A 15,072-nucleotide genomic window follows, 5' to 3' on the forward strand; every position below is an offset into this window, starting at 1 on the left:
CTCCTGTATCTGGCCGAGCATCAACTTTGGCTGGCCGCAACTTCCGCCGCGACCAGTCGCCGCAGTTCTGCCTCACCAAACGGGTCCAATGGCTTGGCGTTGACGAAGAACGTGGGCGTTTGTCGAACGCCAACCGCTTCGACATCAGCGCGGTCCTGATTGAGCACGGCCACGACACCGGGGGCCAGCATCTGTGTCCGAGCAGCTTCGACATCCAGACCACCGCTTGCGGCAATCTCAAGGATCAAACCCGGTGCCGGAGTGCCATGGGACGCCCATCGCGGCTGCTCGCGCAGGACCGCTTCCAGCACGGGTTCGAACACATGCTGCATCCGCGCAGCTTCGAGAACACGGATCGCTTCCACCGAAGCGTCCCCGTGAAAGGCAGTGTATCGAATGACGACACGGACCGCATCACCGTGCTCAGTCATGATATCCTTGACCACGGGATAGAAGGCGCGGCAGGCCTCGCAAGCTGGATCGAAAAACTCGACAATCGTGACAGGTGCCGTTTCGGGGCCGAGGATCGGGGAATAGGGCCGGATCAGCACATCGTTCACTTCAGGCGCGACAGGGACTGCCTCTGCAATGGGTTGGGGGCGGGTGGCATACCAGGCCGCGCCGCCAAAACCTGCGGCACCAACAGCCAGAACGGATAGAACGAGACCGCGTCGATTCATGTTTGTTTTTCCTTCAGTGAAATGGCCGACAGCACCCCGATCATCGTGAAGGCGACAAGCGCCATCAGCGGAATCGGAATGCCGAAGACCACCTGGTTGTCGTCGGTACAAGAGGGGCCGGTCGCCTTGCAGGGCTGGATCGCCTCGGGGATCAGCCCGACATAGAGGCCGATGTGATACAACGCCACCGCCGCCCCCCCAAGCGCCAGCGCAACGCCATAGCGCCCCACGCGAGGATCTTGCCACCACAGCCCGAGCCCAAGAACGACAGCCAGGGGGAACATGAAGGCGCGCTGGAACCAGCAAAGGACGCAAGGCGTTTGACCAAGAACCTCGCCAATAAAGAGCACGGCAAGCGATGAGATAAGCGCAATGATCCAAGCAAGAACAAGGGCCGTTTCTCCGGAAAGTCGGGTCATGGCGATCAGATCCTCTCTCTCAGATCCGCAAGGATCTCTTCGGCGGGTGTGCCGTAGGGCCAGGAATCGGCGAAGCCCGCCTGCGGATCAAAAAGGAACAGGTGCGATGTGTGCCCCATTGTATAGCCATCCGGCGCGCTGGCCTCTTCGATCCGTTCGAAGTAGATCGGAAAGGTTTCAGCGGTCTCAGCGATCTGATCGGATGTTCCGGTCAGACCGATGATGCCTGCATCAAAGCGCGGCACAAAGTCGGCAAGAGCCATTGGCGTATCGCGTTCGGGATCAATCGAGATGAAGATCGGCTGCACTTTTGCGGCATCCTCGCCAAGTCCATCCATGACCGCCGCCACCTCTGCAAGCGTCGTCGGGCAGACATCTGGGCAATTGGCGAACCCGAAGAACACAAGCATCCAGCGACCCGCAAAGTCCTCTTCGGTGCGGATCATGCCCATATGGTCCGTCAGTTCGAACTGCGCAAGGAAAGGTGGTTCGGTCTCGGCTTGGGAAATATCGGCGCGGTAGTCCGCCCACAGTAACAGCCAGATGAAAACGAGCGCCGCGACGCCCGCCAATACCCATAGCACTTTTTGAAGACCTGAAAGCTTCACGCCGCTCCGCCCGAATTTGATTCTATATTTTAAGCGCGTTTACACCCTCTAGCTACTGTAGGTTCAAGCGTGATTCTTGCCCTGCGGCAGCACGTCACGCACCTGTGAAGCTAATGCTCTCTATTCAGCGCTTCAAAACCTGCCGTCACTCAATGTTTCGCTGCTTCGTCTGACCCTGCAGGTGGCCATCAAGGGAAGGCAACGGCAATTTCCGCTAAATCCGACGCCTGCGGAAACCGGGCCTGCAGATACAAAGCTGCTACGCAGATGCACTGCAAGCATGGGTCATTTTTTAAGGTATCAGTCTAAAATAACGCTTGAACCTACAGCGACTACAGGAACTACAAAGGACGCGAATCAACTGTCGGATCCTGCTCACGGCATGCACGCGCAAAGAACTTCATCCCATTCGGTTTTCCGCCCAACCCCAACTCGGTTGCGATTCACAGAAGCGAACACAGGCGGAAAGTGGAGAATGTCGCGATATGATCTCACTAGAATGGACGATGAACATGCTGAACTATCCCGATGCGGAAACCTTGTCCGGCTCGGATGCAGAAGCGCTACTCAGGAGGACGCAAAATGACACCTGAGATCGGACAATTCGCCCTTACCCTCGCGCTTGCCGTCGCGATTGTTCAAAGCATCTTGCCAATTGTCGGAGCAAGCACGGGACGCGTGCTTTGGATGGAAAGTGCAAAGACAACAGCGGTGCTTCAGGTGACGTTAGTTGCAATTGCGTTTGGCGCGCTCATGCGCTCCTTTGTTGTCAGTGATTTCACGGTTCGAAACGTGGTTGAAAATTCCCACTCTCTGAAGCCGATGATCTTCAAGGTTGCCGGCACTTGGGGCAGCCACGAAGGGTCTCTAGTTCTCTGGACCTTTATTCTCGTACTTTTCGGGGCTGGGGTCGCGCTGCTGGGCAGAAACATTCCGGTTGGTCTCAAAGCGCGAACTCTATCCGTTCAAGCCTGGATCAGCGTCGGTTTCCTGAGCTTCATGCTCTTTACATCCAATCCGTTCGAGCGGGTGTTTCCGCCGCCTCTGGATGGCACAGACCTTAATCCTCTGCTGCAGGACATCGGGTTGGCGATGCATCCCCCGCTCTTGTATTTTGGGTATGTCGGCTTCTCGATCGTCTTCTCCTTCGCGGTCGCGGCTCTGATAGAGGGTCGGGTGGATCCCGCATGGGCGCGTTGGGTGCGGCCTTGGACTCTGACGGCCTGGATCAGCCTCACTGCGGGGATCGCACTCGGCTCTTGGTGGGCCTATTACGAACTTGGCTGGGGCGGCTGGTGGTTTTGGGACCCGGTGGAAAACGCATCCTTCATGCCATGGCTGCTGGGTACGGCACTCCTGCACTCCGCTATCGTCACGGAAAAGCGGGACACGTTCAAAAGCTGGACCATTCTTTTGGCCATCCTGACCTTTTCACTGTCACTTCTGGGGACATTTATCGTCCGATCCGGCATTTTGACATCCGTTCACGCGTTCGCGGTCGACCCGGCGCGCGGCGTGTACATTCTCGGCCTTCTTGGCGTAACCATTGTCGGCTCACTGACACTTTACGCATGGCGCGCGCCTCAGCTTGGATCGGGTGGCGTATTTCGGCCGATTAGCCGCGAGGCGGGGCTTTTGCTCAACAACCTTCTGCTCGCGACCGCAACGGCGACCGTCCTTTTTGGAACACTCTATCCGTTGTTTGTGGAAGCGGTGACTGATGAAAAGATCTCTGTAGGACCACCGTATTTCAACGCGACGTTTATCCCTTTCATGCTGCCGCTAGTCATCATCATGGGAATTGGCCCATTCCTGTCTTGGAAACGGGCCGATCTTCCCGGTATCTGGCAGCGGCTGCGTTTGGTTTTTGGTATCGCGATTGGTGTTGCGGGGATCGTTTGGTACCTTCAGACAGACGGGCCCCTGCTTGCAGTGGTCTCAATAGGGATTGCAGCCTGGGTTTTTGTTGCAACGTTGCGCGAATGGGCGTTGCGCATCAAGCTCTTTGATTTACCCCTTTCACAGTCGCTGCGTCGCGCGCGGAACTTGCCGCGCGCTGCGCACGGTATGACGCTCGCGCATCTTGGCGTTGCAATGCTTGTGCTTGGGTTTGTAGGTTCCACAGCCTGGAAGGAAGAACGTGTTCTTTTCGCAGAACCGGGGACGACCGTGGAAATCGCCGGTTTTGAGGTAATATTCGACGGTGTCGAACGGTTGCGTGGTCCAAACTACATCGCACAACAAGGCCAGCTTCGCGTCTTGAAAGATGGACGGGAGATTACGCTTCTTCGTCCAGAGCGCAGAAACTATCCAGTTGCGGGGACGTCCACAACCGAATCTGCAATCCGATCAACGCTCAGAGGTGATCTCTACGTCACCATCAGTGAGCCTGCGACCGAAAAGGCGTCGGGCCAGTGGAATTTGCGCATTCTCTACGAACCACTGGTTAATTGGATATGGATCGGAGCGACGATGCTGGTGCTTGGCGGGTCCCTTTCGCTATCGGACCGCAGATTGCGGGTGGGTGCGCCGTCGCCAAAAAGCCGGTCGTCAGCGCTTCAACCGGCGGAATGATATGATGAAGAAAATCCTTCTCGCGATGCCAGCGCTGGTCGCAGTGGTCTTGGGTGGATTTTTGTTCTGGGGGCTCAACCCAGACCGAGATCCTAACGCAATTCCTTCCGCTTTGGTCTCCGAACCAGTTCCGGATTTTGAGCTTCCACCGGTAGAGAGCACGCAGACCCCCGGACTGTCGGCCGCAGCCCTTCGTAGCATTGGCGAGCCGGTTTTGGTCAATGTATTCGCTTCATGGTGCGTGCCCTGTCGTGCTGAGCATGCGGTGCTAACCAGGCTTGTTGAACAGGACGGTGTTCGGCTGATGGGGATTAACTACATGGACAAACCAGCAGATGCCGCAAACTGGCTGGAGGAGCTTGGCAACCCCTATGAGAGGATCGGATCAGACAGCGAGGGCCGGGTCGGTATCGAATGGGGTATTTCGGGGGTGCCTGAGACGTTTGTGATCGATGCGAACGGTATCGTAGTCTATCGCTACGTTGGTCCCATTGTGACGCCAGAGGCACAGGATGAAATTCGTGCTGCGTTGGCCGCAGCAGGTGGTCAATCATGAAGAGTTGGCTCTATTCACTGGTGCTGATGCTTGCCGCAACAACCGCGGCATGGGCTGTGGAGCCAGATGAGTTGCTGGATGATCCGGTGCTTGAGTCGCGCGCCCGGGAGCTCTCAAAGCAGCTACGCTGCGTTGTCTGCCAGAATCAGGATATCGATAGCTCAAATGCGGGTGTTGCCCGAACGATGCGCACCTTGCTGCGCGAACGTCTGATTGCAGGTGAAACAAATGACGAGATCATTGCGTTTTTCGTAGATCGATATGGTGACTTCGTCCTGTTCAGGCCGCGACTGAAACCCGCCACGTATCTGTTGTGGTTCGGACCAGCGGTTCTTTTTGCCGTTGGGATTGGCGTTGTCTTTGTCACAATCAGGTGCCGAAGCAGGGCCGTTCTTGATGGCACTGCTGATCCACTGAGCCCCGATGAAGAGCGTGAGTTCGAAGCCATTTTTCATGAAAATGAAGGACGGAGAGACCCATGATTTGGTTGGTGTTAGGCGCGATGGCATCCATCACTGTCCTTCTGTTCTTGTCCGGTCTCTATCGAACGGGTGAAGTCCTGAACAGAAAGGATGGAGCGTTGGTTATCCTCAAGGATCAGCTTTCCGAAATTGATACTGATCAAGAGCGGAATCTGATATCCGTTACCGAGGCCGACGCGGCCAGGGTTGAAATCAAACGCCGCATTCTGGCTGCCGGTCGGCTTGCGACACGTGAATCGTCGCGCGCAAGTGGGCGAAGCACCATCTTCGCGTCCGCCATTGCCACGCCATTGGTAGCCTTCGCTCTGTATTCTCAAATCGGCTCGCCACAGATCGAAAGCCAGCCTCTGGCGTCTCGCGCATCTGAAACCCAGGAAGCCGCAAACCTCTCAGAGTTGACCCAGAGACTAAAAACCCGGCTTGAAGCAGACGAGTCTGGTGGACCAAGTGATGGTTGGGTTCTGCTCGGTCAGACCTATATGCGTATGGCTCGTTACGATGATGCCGCCGATGCATTCGAACGCGTCACTGTCCGCGACAATGCAGATATCTCAACCCTATTGCTATATGCCGAGGCCTTGATCGCAGCCGAGAACGGGATCGTGACGCCGCAAGCGGAAAGCGTGATCGAACGCGCATCGGAGATGGACCCCGATGATCCAGGCCCAATTTTCTATAGAGCCCGGATCCTCGAACAGGACGGGGTTCCAGATGAAGCGAGGACGCTTTTGATCGAGCGCCTCAAGAGAGCGGATCGCGCCTATCCGTGGATGGAACTTTTCCTGTCTGTCGCCAACCGATTGGGGGAACAGGTTGGAGAGAGCCCTGTCACCCTAGCTGATTTCTTTCCGGACTCTCGGGACGCGCGTAGCCCCGGTGCGGCCGATATCGAGGCCGCTCAGGACATGTCGGTCGAGGAACGCAGCGCTTTCGTCCGCTCCATGGTTGACCGCTTGGCGGCGCGATTGTTGGATGACCAAGACAATCTTGAAGGATGGCTTCGGCTTGCGGAGGCGTACAGTGTATTGGGTGACTTTGATGCTGCCCAGAACGCCGCCGACAATGCGCGCACCTTGGCCGAAAGCCTTCCGGAAACCGACCCTATGCGTGCCGCCGCCACGGCCCGATTGGATCGGATCAACAAATAAATTGGGGCCGCGTGGTCTCAGATACATAACAGCTTTCCTTTCACCTGAAACTAAACCACTGTAGGTTCTGCCTCCCTTGAGCAATGCAACGGCACTATGTCATCGTTTTCGGACAGCGCTGAGATTGGCAGCCGACAGTGCTTCGAGAACGGCATCCGCAGATAGTAGTTCAGATAAAATGATACCTTCAGGAGCATCTGGACCGTAGACGATGTTGAGCGGAATTGCGTATCTGCCGTGCGCCTCGAGATAGGATTGGATTTTCGCGTCCGGTCGCGTCCAATCCGCGCGCATCGCAATCACGCCTTCCTCGCCAAGTGCTCCCAAAACTGGTTCACGATCCAGGACCAGGGTTTTGTTTGCTTTACAAGTGATGCACCAATCCGCAGTAACGTCCACGAAGACAGTTTTGCCCTGCGACACTTCACGCGCGATCCGGGACCGGTCGAACTCGACCCAGTAAGAAGTGATCGAGGCTGTTACATCATCGGAGCTTTTTGGCAGCAGTGCAGGGGCCGCCAACGTCATGCCCAAAACCGCAGTCATTCCCCACAGCAAACCGTTACGAGGCTGAACCTGATAGGCTCTCGCCGCCAGTACGATGAGCCCAAGACCCAGCAGCACCAGGCCTGTGAGAGTTGGCGACGTCACACCAATCAAGACCCAGCATAGCCATGCAACGGTTCCGGCAAGCAGCAATCCGAGAACGATCTTCACGCTTATCATCCAGGGTCCCGGTTTGGGCAGTCGAGACAGGAAACCAGGCCAAGCGGCAACCAGAATATATGGCAGTGCAAGCCCAATCCCCATCGCTGTGAAAACCGCAAGTATATCGCCTGTCGTGCCAGAAAGGGCGAAGGCAATGGCTGTCCCCAGCAACGGGGCTGAACAAGGCGTTGCAAGTATCGCAGCCAGAGCGCCGGTGGAGAAGTCTTCGGCATACCCCCGCCCAAAGCGGCCAGATAGCCTAACCATCCAGCTGCTGGGCAAAGAAATTTCAAAAACTCCAAACAAATTTGCCGCAAAGAGTCCGACAACGAGAATGAGTGCAATTAGGAAATATGCATTCTGAAACTGCACACCCCATCCAACGGCATATCCGAGCGTCTGCAGCGCTATGACCGCCAAGGCCAGCACCCACATAAAAGCAACAGTTCCCACAGCCGTAGCGAGAAATCCCGCGCGCAATTGTGAAAGGGAGCGATTCTTCATTCGGAGCGCCGACCCGAACTTAATCGATAGAACTGGCAAGACGCATGGCATTGCGTTCAGTATCAACCCTCCCAGGAAGGACAGCAAGAGAATCGGGAAAAACTGACCCCTATCTTGGCTGGTCTCGGATGCGTAAGGTGGCGCAGGTACAACGTCGGTAGTGTTCACATCATCGAATGTAACCGCGACACCCTCGTCTACGACCGTAATTCGAAGGGAGGTTTGTTCCTCGCTTAACGCGAGAATCGGGATACTTGCCCAGAGACCGGTGCGATCACTTGTAAGGCGGATGTCGGGTGCGCCGAATGCAGAGCCTGCACCAAACTCTGGAAAAAGATCGGGATTGTTCCAGCCAGAAGGCCGCGTCATTTGAACAACCAATGCCTGATCCTGCTTCAGCGATGCGCCCGAGACCGCTATTGCACTTTCTGGCCCTGCAACAGGTACGCGAGCGGCCCATGTCGCGATATCGGTCGCGGCTTTCGCATCGACGCCCGTTCCCAATGGCACAGGGAGTGTCAATTCAAACCTTTCCGGAATGCACACATTGGAGCAGATCAGCAGATCGACGAGTCCCTTCAGCTCGGCCGCTCTATCAGAGTTCGCAAGCCGCAACTGCAATGGAAATATTACTTGTTTGGCATAGCCGAAATTTTCAATTCCGAAGGCGCGGAAACGCGTGGGTGCGGGCCAAAGCATGTCGACGGATTCAAGGTTTGTGGACCCCTCCCAATCGATCTCTGGCGGCAGGCCAACCTCGCCTGGCGACCGCCAGTACGCTTTCCATCCTTCCTCCAGTTCAATCTTCAAACCCGCCGAAAGGAACTGCGATCCTGGGGCGATTCCTGCTTCCGCGACGATCAAACGTGCCGTCAGAACTTCGGAACGATACGCATTGGATTCCAAGGCGCGAACAGGGCTTGCCACAAAAACAAGAAAGAGTGCGAGACTGATAAGCAATCCCTGATACCCTGCCAAGGTTGTACGCATATTCTGACCTCTTTTTCTTCGCGCTCAGTCTCGGGAAGTTACAGCAACGTGCTAGTCCCGAACGCCTTTGTGACGGCGTCGACCCCTCAAACAGTGGGCAGAGCCAAGACTCCGACCAACTAGGCGACAGCGATGCTCGTCTGGGCTTCCTACAAAACAGTCGTTTTTCCGCGTCGAACGCAAGCTGGACCCGCTCTCCATGGTGTCGCGCTCTCAGGCTAGCGCCGTTTCAAGGTTAGTCCTTTTTTGTCTGTTCACGATACTTACGATAGTGCGCCCGTCGAGACCCGATGCTGGGCGACAAAATAGTCGCACCACAACAACGACCAGATGAAAACGAGCGCCGCCACACCCGCCAAAACCCGTAGTACTTTCTGAAGACCTGATAGCCGCACGCCGCTCCGCCCGAATTTGATTCTATATTTTAGGCGCGTTTACACCCTCTAGCTACTGTAGGTTCAAGACCTATTCTGGATGAAAGAGCGATGTTCACTGACCTGTGAGATGCCGAGCGGAACTTGTGCAAAAAAACGCTTAAAGCTACACGGGCTGTAGATAGTTTGGAGAGGTGATATGCTCACAATCGGCACTTTGGCAAAAAGGACCGGGACGAAGGTGCAGACGATCCGCTATTACGAGCAGATCGGACTCCTGCCCGAGCCCGGGCGATCGGCTGGCGGTCAGCGGCGCTATGGAGATAGTGAGCTTGACCGCTTGTCTTTCGTCCGGCATGCGCGGCAACTCGGGTTCTCGCTGGACGCAATCCGTGAGCTTCTTGATCTGAGCGATCATCCAGACAAGTCGTGCGCGGAGGCCGATGCCATCGCTCGCCGACAACTCAAGCAGGTTGAGCAACGTATGGCCCGACTTGAAGCCCTTCGGACAGAATTGCAGAGGATGGTGCACGAATGCAGCGGCGGGCACACGGCCGATTGCCGTGTGCTGGAGGTGTTGCGCGACCATTCCGAGTGCCTGACGGACCACGACGAGATCGGCGCCTGAGATGACCGCAGTGCTCGTCTATCCGCTCGCGGCCTTGGCTGAGATCGCCGGATGCTTTGCCATCTGGGCATGGTGGCGTCTTGGCGCGTCCCCACTTTGGCTTGTCCCCGGTGTGGCGGCGCTGGTGGCGTTCGGCTGGCTTCTGGCTCAGGTCGACACTGTGGCTGCGGGACGCGCCTTTGCCGCCTATGGTGGGATCTATATTGCCGCGTCCATTCTCTGGATGTGGCTCGCCGAAGGGCACCGGCCGGACAGGTGGGATCTGCTCGGCACCACTGTATGCTTGTTGGGTGCTGCCATCATCCTCGCGGCACCCCGCGGAGCGTAATAAAACGGCATTGCTCCTACAGTAGCTTTAGCTTTTACAACGGTGCGCGTTTCACAGGCTAAAGCAAGGCAGGAATTGAATGTTCGAAATTTCAGGTGTTGGAATCGTCGCGGCTTTTCTGGGTGGCACCATATCCTTTCTGTCGCCTTGTGTCCTGCCTCTTGCTCCTGGCTACGTGTCTTACATCGCGGGACAGCCCGCCGCGAAATCCGGGGCGGCGCGCAGCATTGCCGAACGGGCGCGCAGCGTGGTCCTGAGTTTGTGGTTCGTGCTCGGGTTTTCGACAGTCTTCGTGGCGCTCGGGGCCGGGGCAAGTCTTTTGGGCGGGATGCTCTTGCGCTGGAAATACGAACTCGGGCTTGCGGGTGGCTTCTTGATCGTCTTGTTCGGACTTGTCATGATGGGCGCGATCAAGATCCCCGCAATGATGCGTGACACGAGGCCCGACGTAAAAGTTGACGGCGGCAGCGCCGTTGGAGCCTACCTTTTGGGTCTTGCCTTTGCCTTTGGCTGGACGCCCTGCATAGGCCCTGTGCTTGGGTCGATCCTGGCAGTAAGCGCGACATCTGGAGCGGACGGGATGGCCTTGCTGGCAATCTACTCCGCAGGGCTTGGACTGCCGTTTCTAATCATAGCGCTCTTCACCAACGAGATTGCAGGCAGGCTAAAGCGGATCGGTGCGGCTGGTCGATGGCTCTATCGTATATCGGGCGGACTGATGGTGCTGATGGGTATCGGCGTGATGACAGGTCAGATCAGCCGCCTTGCCTTCTGGCTGCTCGAAACCTTCCCGGCCCTTGGCACTATCGGATAGAGCTGTGATCGAAAGTAACATTTGAGAAAAGGCTTGTCTCTCTAGTCACTGTAGAGATTAAGACTCCTCGTGAACGATTCGAGGAGAGACCCTGTGGCACCCACCGATTCCTATTTAACCGCAACAAGACTGCTGGATTTTGACTCGCCCTCAATCTCGAACCTGGTACGAGATCGTGGCTGGCATGACCTTGCCCGTGTCGACCGGATTGGCGCGGTTTATGACTTTGTCCGGAACGTGATTGCGTTCGGCTACAACCGCGTCGACGACATTCCCGCCTCTGCGGTGCTGACCGACGGCTACGGGCAGTGCAACACGAAAGGGACGCTTCTCATGGCACTGCTGCGCAGCGTAGGCATCCGCTGCCGACTGCACGGCTTCACCATCCACAAGGCCCTGCAGCGTGGCGTGGTGCCCGAATTGGTCTACCCCCTCGCACCGTCCGAAATTCTGCACTCGTGGGTCGAAGTCGAAACAGAAGAGGGCTGGATCAATCTCGAAGGCTTCATTCTGGACGCCCCCTTCCTGCAGTCGCTTCAGAAGGAATTCAGCGAAACAGAAAGCCTTTGCGGCTACGGCGCTGGAACGGATTGCCTGAGTGCGCCACCAGTCAGTTGGAACGGCGGCAGCACTTATATTCAGAAAACCGGTATCGTTCGTGATTTTGGAACCTTTGATGCGCCCGATGACTTTTATTTGAAATATAGTCAGAACTTCGGATTTGCGCGTGACTTTCTCTATCGCCACGTCATCCGTCACTGGATGAATGCCCGGGTTCGCCGCATCCGTCGTGGAATGTTGCCAAAGGTCCCTGGTCTCAGTCGACCGAACCACAGCCATGAGGAGAACAACCGTGCCGCATGATCATGGCCATACCCACATTGATCCTGAATCAGGTGATCGTAGGGTCTCCATCGCAATCTGGGCCAACGGGCTTCTGACCGTCGCGCAGATCGTTGGCGGCATCCTTTCCGGCAGCCTGGCGCTGATCGCAGATGCCCTACACAATTTTTCGGACATGGCGTCACTGGTGATCGCGTTCGTTGCGCGCAAAATCGCCAGACGACCCGCCGATGAACGCATGACATTCGGCTATGGTCGGATTGAAATCGTCGCGGCACTCATCAACTACACGACCCTGATCCTGATCGGTTTCTACCTGATCTATGAGGGTGGCATGCGGATGATCGACCCGCCCGAGGTCGCTGGTTGGACGGTGGTGATCCTGGGCGGTGTGGCACTCGTCGTCGACACGTTGACGGCGCTGCTCACCTATTCGATGCAGAAAGGCAGTGTGAACATCCGTGCGCTTTTCCTGCACAACCTGTCGGACGCTTTGGCCTCTGTGGCAGTCATCATTGGAGGGTCNTGTGAACATCCGTGCGCTTTTCCTGCACAACCTGTCGGACGCTTTGGCCTCTGTGGCAGTCATCATTGGAGGGTCCCTGATCATCCTCTACGACATGCGATGGGTCGATCCCGCAATCACCATCGGCATTGCCCTTTACATCCTCTATCTGGCTTTCACTGAGATTGGCGGTCCGATCAGAACCCTGATGCTCGGCAGCCCACCCGACATCGACAATGCAGCCGTCGTTGAGGCGCTGCGGAGCGTCGATGGTGTAGCGGACGTTCACCACGTTCATCTGTGGCAGATGGAGGAGCACAAGGCGGCGCTGGACTGCCACGTGGTGCTGACAGCGGGCGGCTGGGGTAAAATCGAAAAGATCAAGGCAGCGATCAAGGACCGGCTGAAGGAGGACTTCAACATCGCCCATTCCAGCCTGGAGTTCGAACACGAAGACCGCGCACACGAAAACGCCGACCTCTACGGTCACGGCAAGCCTGAAGAGGAGGAGAACCGTTTTCACTGAGCTTGTGAGAGGTCATGAAGGTGTGATCGACGTCGATTGCGAGTGCAAGCTAAGCGACAGCGACCTGAAACGGGTGCACGGCCTGCTTCAAGCCAGCCTGGCCTGGTCCTCGAACTCACGAGGTTCGAAGCCTTCAAGGTTCCGTCTGCTTCTGAGCCGTTGCAGAACTGCTGAGAGCCCGAATGCGTCCTATTCGCCAAACAGATTTAGGTAGAACCGATTTAAGGGCAATTCGAGACTCATTTGACGATCGAGATGGCTCGGACGCTTTGACATGCCGTGGGATTGGCGCAGCGCGCAACGTGGCGGATGACGACGGGCGGCTCGGTCACCTCGCGATCTTGCTGACCGCCGCAACCGCAACACGCATCATCATTGTTGCAATAGTATATTTTCGTAGGTATGCTGGGTGAAGATTGTCAAGGGTCCTTGCCATGCGTTTCGAATTCAAAAACCTCCCTCTGGCGGCCTTTTTAGCTCTCGCCTTGACCGGCCCAACAGTTCCGACACAAGCACGCGCCCAAACCTATCAGATCGATTGTGCCATCCTGCTGTGTTTGTCCGGTGGATGGCCAGCTTCCGTGCCCTGCGCCCGCGCACGGGCCGAGTTCATCCGGCGCATAACTCCATGGCCGGTGGAGCCGCCGCTTCAGATTTGGCGCTGCCCGATGGGTGCGTCTTACGATGGACCTGCTAGATCGCGGCCCGCGGACCGGATCTTCGATGCCCTATATGGTGATTCAGGAACCCCTCCAAACTCTTCAACCCCGCTCTTCGATCAGGCAGCCAGGGCAGGCGGGATGCTTGGGCGCAAAGGCTCCAACGCGGCTTGGGACAACCTCGTAAGGGCTGATTACGCCCTCCAGCTCGTAGAAGACCGCGCCGACATCGATATCAGCGGGCCGGAATTCAACTTCGTGCGTTCCATCCGCGTCTTTGACGTTCGTTATGCCCGCCAGCACGAATCCGGGCGAGATGGCGACTGCAACCGCAGCGCCGCCGTTGTCCTCGGCACCTACGGGATCCAGGGCGATTTTTCTTGGAGGGTGTCGTCACCCGCAGCGCTTCCTGATGCGCATGCCGGTCTCGAGCGATGGGGCGAGCACTGCCCGAGCATTTATCACAGATCCGTCTTCGTTGAGTGGCGTGACTATAGCGGGAATTACGGTTTTGAGCAGGTCAATTACTGACTATTGAGCCGCAGCGAAGTCGCGCAGGGCCTTGTACGAAATCAAACCTGCAACGCAGGCACACGCACCCATTCAAGGGCCATAAAGGCCAGATTCTTCCATGTCAGTCGTCGCGACAAGTCAGCTGCGTAAGTGACGCAAAGTCGATTTCAGCTTTATCGGCATCGCAGAGATCCGGGTAAATCTTTGAGACGCGCTGTGGGCCATGCATGTCCCACCGGATTGCCAGAGCACCTGTGTTCCATCGATAAACCCAGCCAACAATGGTTTCTTCATCGGCTGCAATCAAATTGGCGATTGCGACACCTTCGACCTTATCTTCATTCACTGTTAACTAATTTCCTGCAATTGGGCTTTTCCGACCGCAGCTTTGACTTCCGAAGCGTTTGCTGCAGCGGCATGCCTGTTTTGGTTAAATTGGTTAGCTGTTCTTCCTCGCGGCACCGATACTCACACCGGGAAAAGTTAGCTCCCGTGTTCTTGATTAATGAAATTGCTCAAATCCGGTGGTCGGGCTCCGTGGCGGCTTCGACGATCGCCAAAACCTCGAAGGGGTCAAAGCCGATGGCGCGCGCAAGGACGACCAGCTCGACGACGTCGACCCGGCGCTGGCCGCTTTCAATGCGCGCCACGAGGGATTGATGGCACTTGAGCTTGATCGCCAAGTCCTCCTGACCGAGGCCCGCCTTGATGCGGGCGTCGACCAATGCTTGGCAGAGTGCCACCTGTCCCGTGCTTCTGATTGTCTTTGCCACGCGTCACATACCTTTTGTGACGTCGCTAGCGGATGAAATCTGTTATCTAAAAAGTAGATATATGAGGGTGTTATCGGCGTCTGGTTTCCATGGGCTGCAAGTCTGATGCTCCCGAGGTTGCCCATCAATCCCCTACCAATTGCAGGAACCGGCCATAGTCCTCGCTGACTTCGCGCGCTTCCTCGAAGGCGCGGGCGCGTTCGCTGTCGAGGCAACGGAAGTAGCTCTGGATATCCTGGATGTAGTCTTCGAAATCGCCACGGATGATGTCTGCATAGTCCCGCGCTGCCTGCGAATCGCTTGGCACGAAAGGACGGGCCGGGGCGAAGCAGGATTCCGCCAAAACTGGTCCGGGAACGCAGATCAGAAGGACCATAGCTTGCAATGGGAGCAGGCCTGTCAACCTTGGGTTTCTCAAACCTGTTATCTCCTTGATCGCA

General features: G+C 56.6%; 16 protein-coding genes and 1 pseudogene. 10 read left to right on the plus strand and 7 right to left on the minus strand.

Annotated elements, in window-relative coordinates; all coding sequences use genetic code 11:
- Positions 1 to 20: 20 nt before the first annotated feature.
- Genes VK682_RS23975 through VK682_RS23985 form a run of 3 tightly spaced genes read right to left on the minus strand, consistent with a single transcriptional unit; the run spans position 21 to position 1,671 of the window.
- Complete coding sequence (locus tag VK682_RS23975; RefSeq protein WP_008282983.1) at positions 21 to 680, minus strand: DsbA family protein; 660 nt, start codon at positions 678 to 680, stop codon at positions 21 to 23.
- Entirely contained in the window at positions 677 to 1,099 is a 423-nt protein-coding gene (locus VK682_RS23980; protein ID WP_037239850.1) for a disulfide bond formation protein B, read from the minus strand. The genes VK682_RS23975 and VK682_RS23980 overlap by 4 nt, the downstream gene beginning before the upstream one ends.
- Positions 1,100 to 1,104: 5 nt before the next feature.
- Positions 1,105 to 1,671 carry an SCO family protein gene (locus VK682_RS23985; protein ID WP_008282981.1) on the minus strand — a complete coding sequence of 189 codons (567 nt, stop codon included), beginning with the start codon at positions 1,669 to 1,671 and terminating at the stop codon, positions 1,105 to 1,107.
- Between the two features lie 618 nt (positions 1,672 to 2,289).
- On the opposite strand from VK682_RS23985, the gene VK682_RS23990 reads away from it, so the two are divergent.
- Genes VK682_RS23990 through ccmI form a run of 4 tightly spaced genes read left to right on the plus strand, consistent with a single transcriptional unit; the run spans position 2,290 to position 6,467 of the window.
- The gene (locus tag VK682_RS23990; protein ID WP_008282980.1) at positions 2,290 to 4,281 is read left to right on the plus strand and encodes a heme lyase CcmF/NrfE family subunit; all 1,992 of its coding nucleotides are present in this window, start codon (positions 2,290 to 2,292) and stop codon (positions 4,279 to 4,281) included.
- 4 nt (positions 4,282 to 4,285) lie between these two features.
- Positions 4,286 to 4,837: a DsbE family thiol:disulfide interchange protein gene (locus tag VK682_RS23995; protein ID WP_027263707.1), complete on the plus strand. Its 552-nt coding sequence runs from the start codon at positions 4,286 to 4,288 to the stop codon at positions 4,835 to 4,837.
- On the plus strand, positions 4,834 to 5,319 hold the full coding sequence (locus VK682_RS24000) for a cytochrome c-type biogenesis protein (RefSeq protein ID WP_037240132.1): 486 nt from the start codon (positions 4,834 to 4,836) through the stop codon (positions 5,317 to 5,319). The genes VK682_RS23995 and VK682_RS24000 overlap by 4 nt, the downstream gene beginning before the upstream one ends.
- Positions 5,316 to 6,467: a c-type cytochrome biogenesis protein CcmI gene (gene ccmI, locus VK682_RS24005; protein WP_027263709.1), complete on the plus strand. Its 1,152-nt coding sequence runs from the start codon at positions 5,316 to 5,318 to the stop codon at positions 6,465 to 6,467. The genes VK682_RS24000 and ccmI overlap by 4 nt, the downstream gene beginning before the upstream one ends.
- A gap of 99 nt (positions 6,468 to 6,566) precedes the next feature.
- On the opposite strand, the gene VK682_RS24010 is transcribed toward ccmI, so the two are convergent.
- Positions 6,567 to 8,669 (minus strand): protein-disulfide reductase DsbD family protein, encoded by a 2,103-nt coding sequence (locus tag VK682_RS24010; protein WP_008282976.1) that lies wholly within the window; start codon positions 8,667 to 8,669, stop codon positions 6,567 to 6,569.
- 573 nt (positions 8,670 to 9,242) lie between these two features.
- Between VK682_RS24010 and VK682_RS24015 the strand changes: the two genes are divergently transcribed.
- The 6 genes and pseudogenes from VK682_RS24015 to VK682_RS24040 all read left to right on the plus strand — a co-directional run bounded on the left by VK682_RS24015 (position 9,243) and on the right by VK682_RS24040 (position 13,877).
- Positions 9,243 to 9,671, plus strand: a complete 429-nt coding sequence (locus VK682_RS24015; protein ID WP_008282975.1) for a MerR family transcriptional regulator — start codon at positions 9,243 to 9,245, stop codon at positions 9,669 to 9,671.
- 1 nt (position 9,672) lies between these two features.
- On the plus strand, positions 9,673 to 9,999 hold the full coding sequence (locus VK682_RS24020) for a YnfA family protein (protein WP_008282974.1): 327 nt from the start codon (positions 9,673 to 9,675) through the stop codon (positions 9,997 to 9,999).
- A gap of 79 nt (positions 10,000 to 10,078) precedes the next feature.
- Positions 10,079 to 10,813 carry a cytochrome c biogenesis CcdA family protein gene (locus tag VK682_RS24025; protein WP_230797749.1) on the plus strand — a complete coding sequence of 245 codons (735 nt, stop codon included), beginning with the start codon at positions 10,079 to 10,081 and terminating at the stop codon, positions 10,811 to 10,813.
- Positions 10,814 to 10,906: 93 nt separating this feature from the next.
- Positions 10,907 to 11,677 carry a transglutaminase-like domain-containing protein gene (locus VK682_RS24030; protein ID WP_008282972.1) on the plus strand — a complete coding sequence of 257 codons (771 nt, stop codon included), beginning with the start codon at positions 10,907 to 10,909 and terminating at the stop codon, positions 11,675 to 11,677.
- A pseudogene (locus tag VK682_RS24035) lies at positions 11,667 to 12,687 on the plus strand (cation diffusion facilitator family transporter). Before VK682_RS24030 ends, VK682_RS24035 begins: the two are co-directional and overlap by 11 nt.
- A gap of 434 nt (positions 12,688 to 13,121) precedes the next feature.
- Positions 13,122 to 13,877 (plus strand): hypothetical protein, encoded by a 756-nt coding sequence (locus VK682_RS24040; protein WP_230797748.1) that lies wholly within the window; start codon positions 13,122 to 13,124, stop codon positions 13,875 to 13,877.
- A 103-nt stretch (positions 13,878 to 13,980) separates the two neighbouring features.
- Here the strand turns inward: VK682_RS24040 and VK682_RS24045 are convergent, their stop codons facing one another.
- From VK682_RS24045 to VK682_RS24055, 3 genes are all read right to left on the minus strand, one after another.
- Entirely contained in the window at positions 13,981 to 14,205 is a 225-nt protein-coding gene (locus VK682_RS24045) for a hypothetical protein (RefSeq protein WP_230797747.1), read from the minus strand.
- 169 nt (positions 14,206 to 14,374) lie between these two features.
- Positions 14,375 to 14,632: a helix-turn-helix domain-containing protein gene (locus VK682_RS24050; RefSeq protein WP_073038001.1), complete on the minus strand. Its 258-nt coding sequence runs from the start codon at positions 14,630 to 14,632 to the stop codon at positions 14,375 to 14,377.
- A 124-nt stretch (positions 14,633 to 14,756) separates the two neighbouring features.
- Complete coding sequence (locus tag VK682_RS24055) at positions 14,757 to 15,008, minus strand: hypothetical protein (protein WP_088652233.1); 252 nt, start codon at positions 15,006 to 15,008, stop codon at positions 14,757 to 14,759.
- Positions 15,009 to 15,072: the final 64 nt, after the last annotated feature.

Origin of the sequence: Salipiger marinus, from assembly GCF_035481585.1 — a bacterium.
GTDB classification, from domain to species: domain Bacteria; phylum Pseudomonadota; class Alphaproteobacteria; order Rhodobacterales; family Rhodobacteraceae; genus Salipiger; species Salipiger marinus.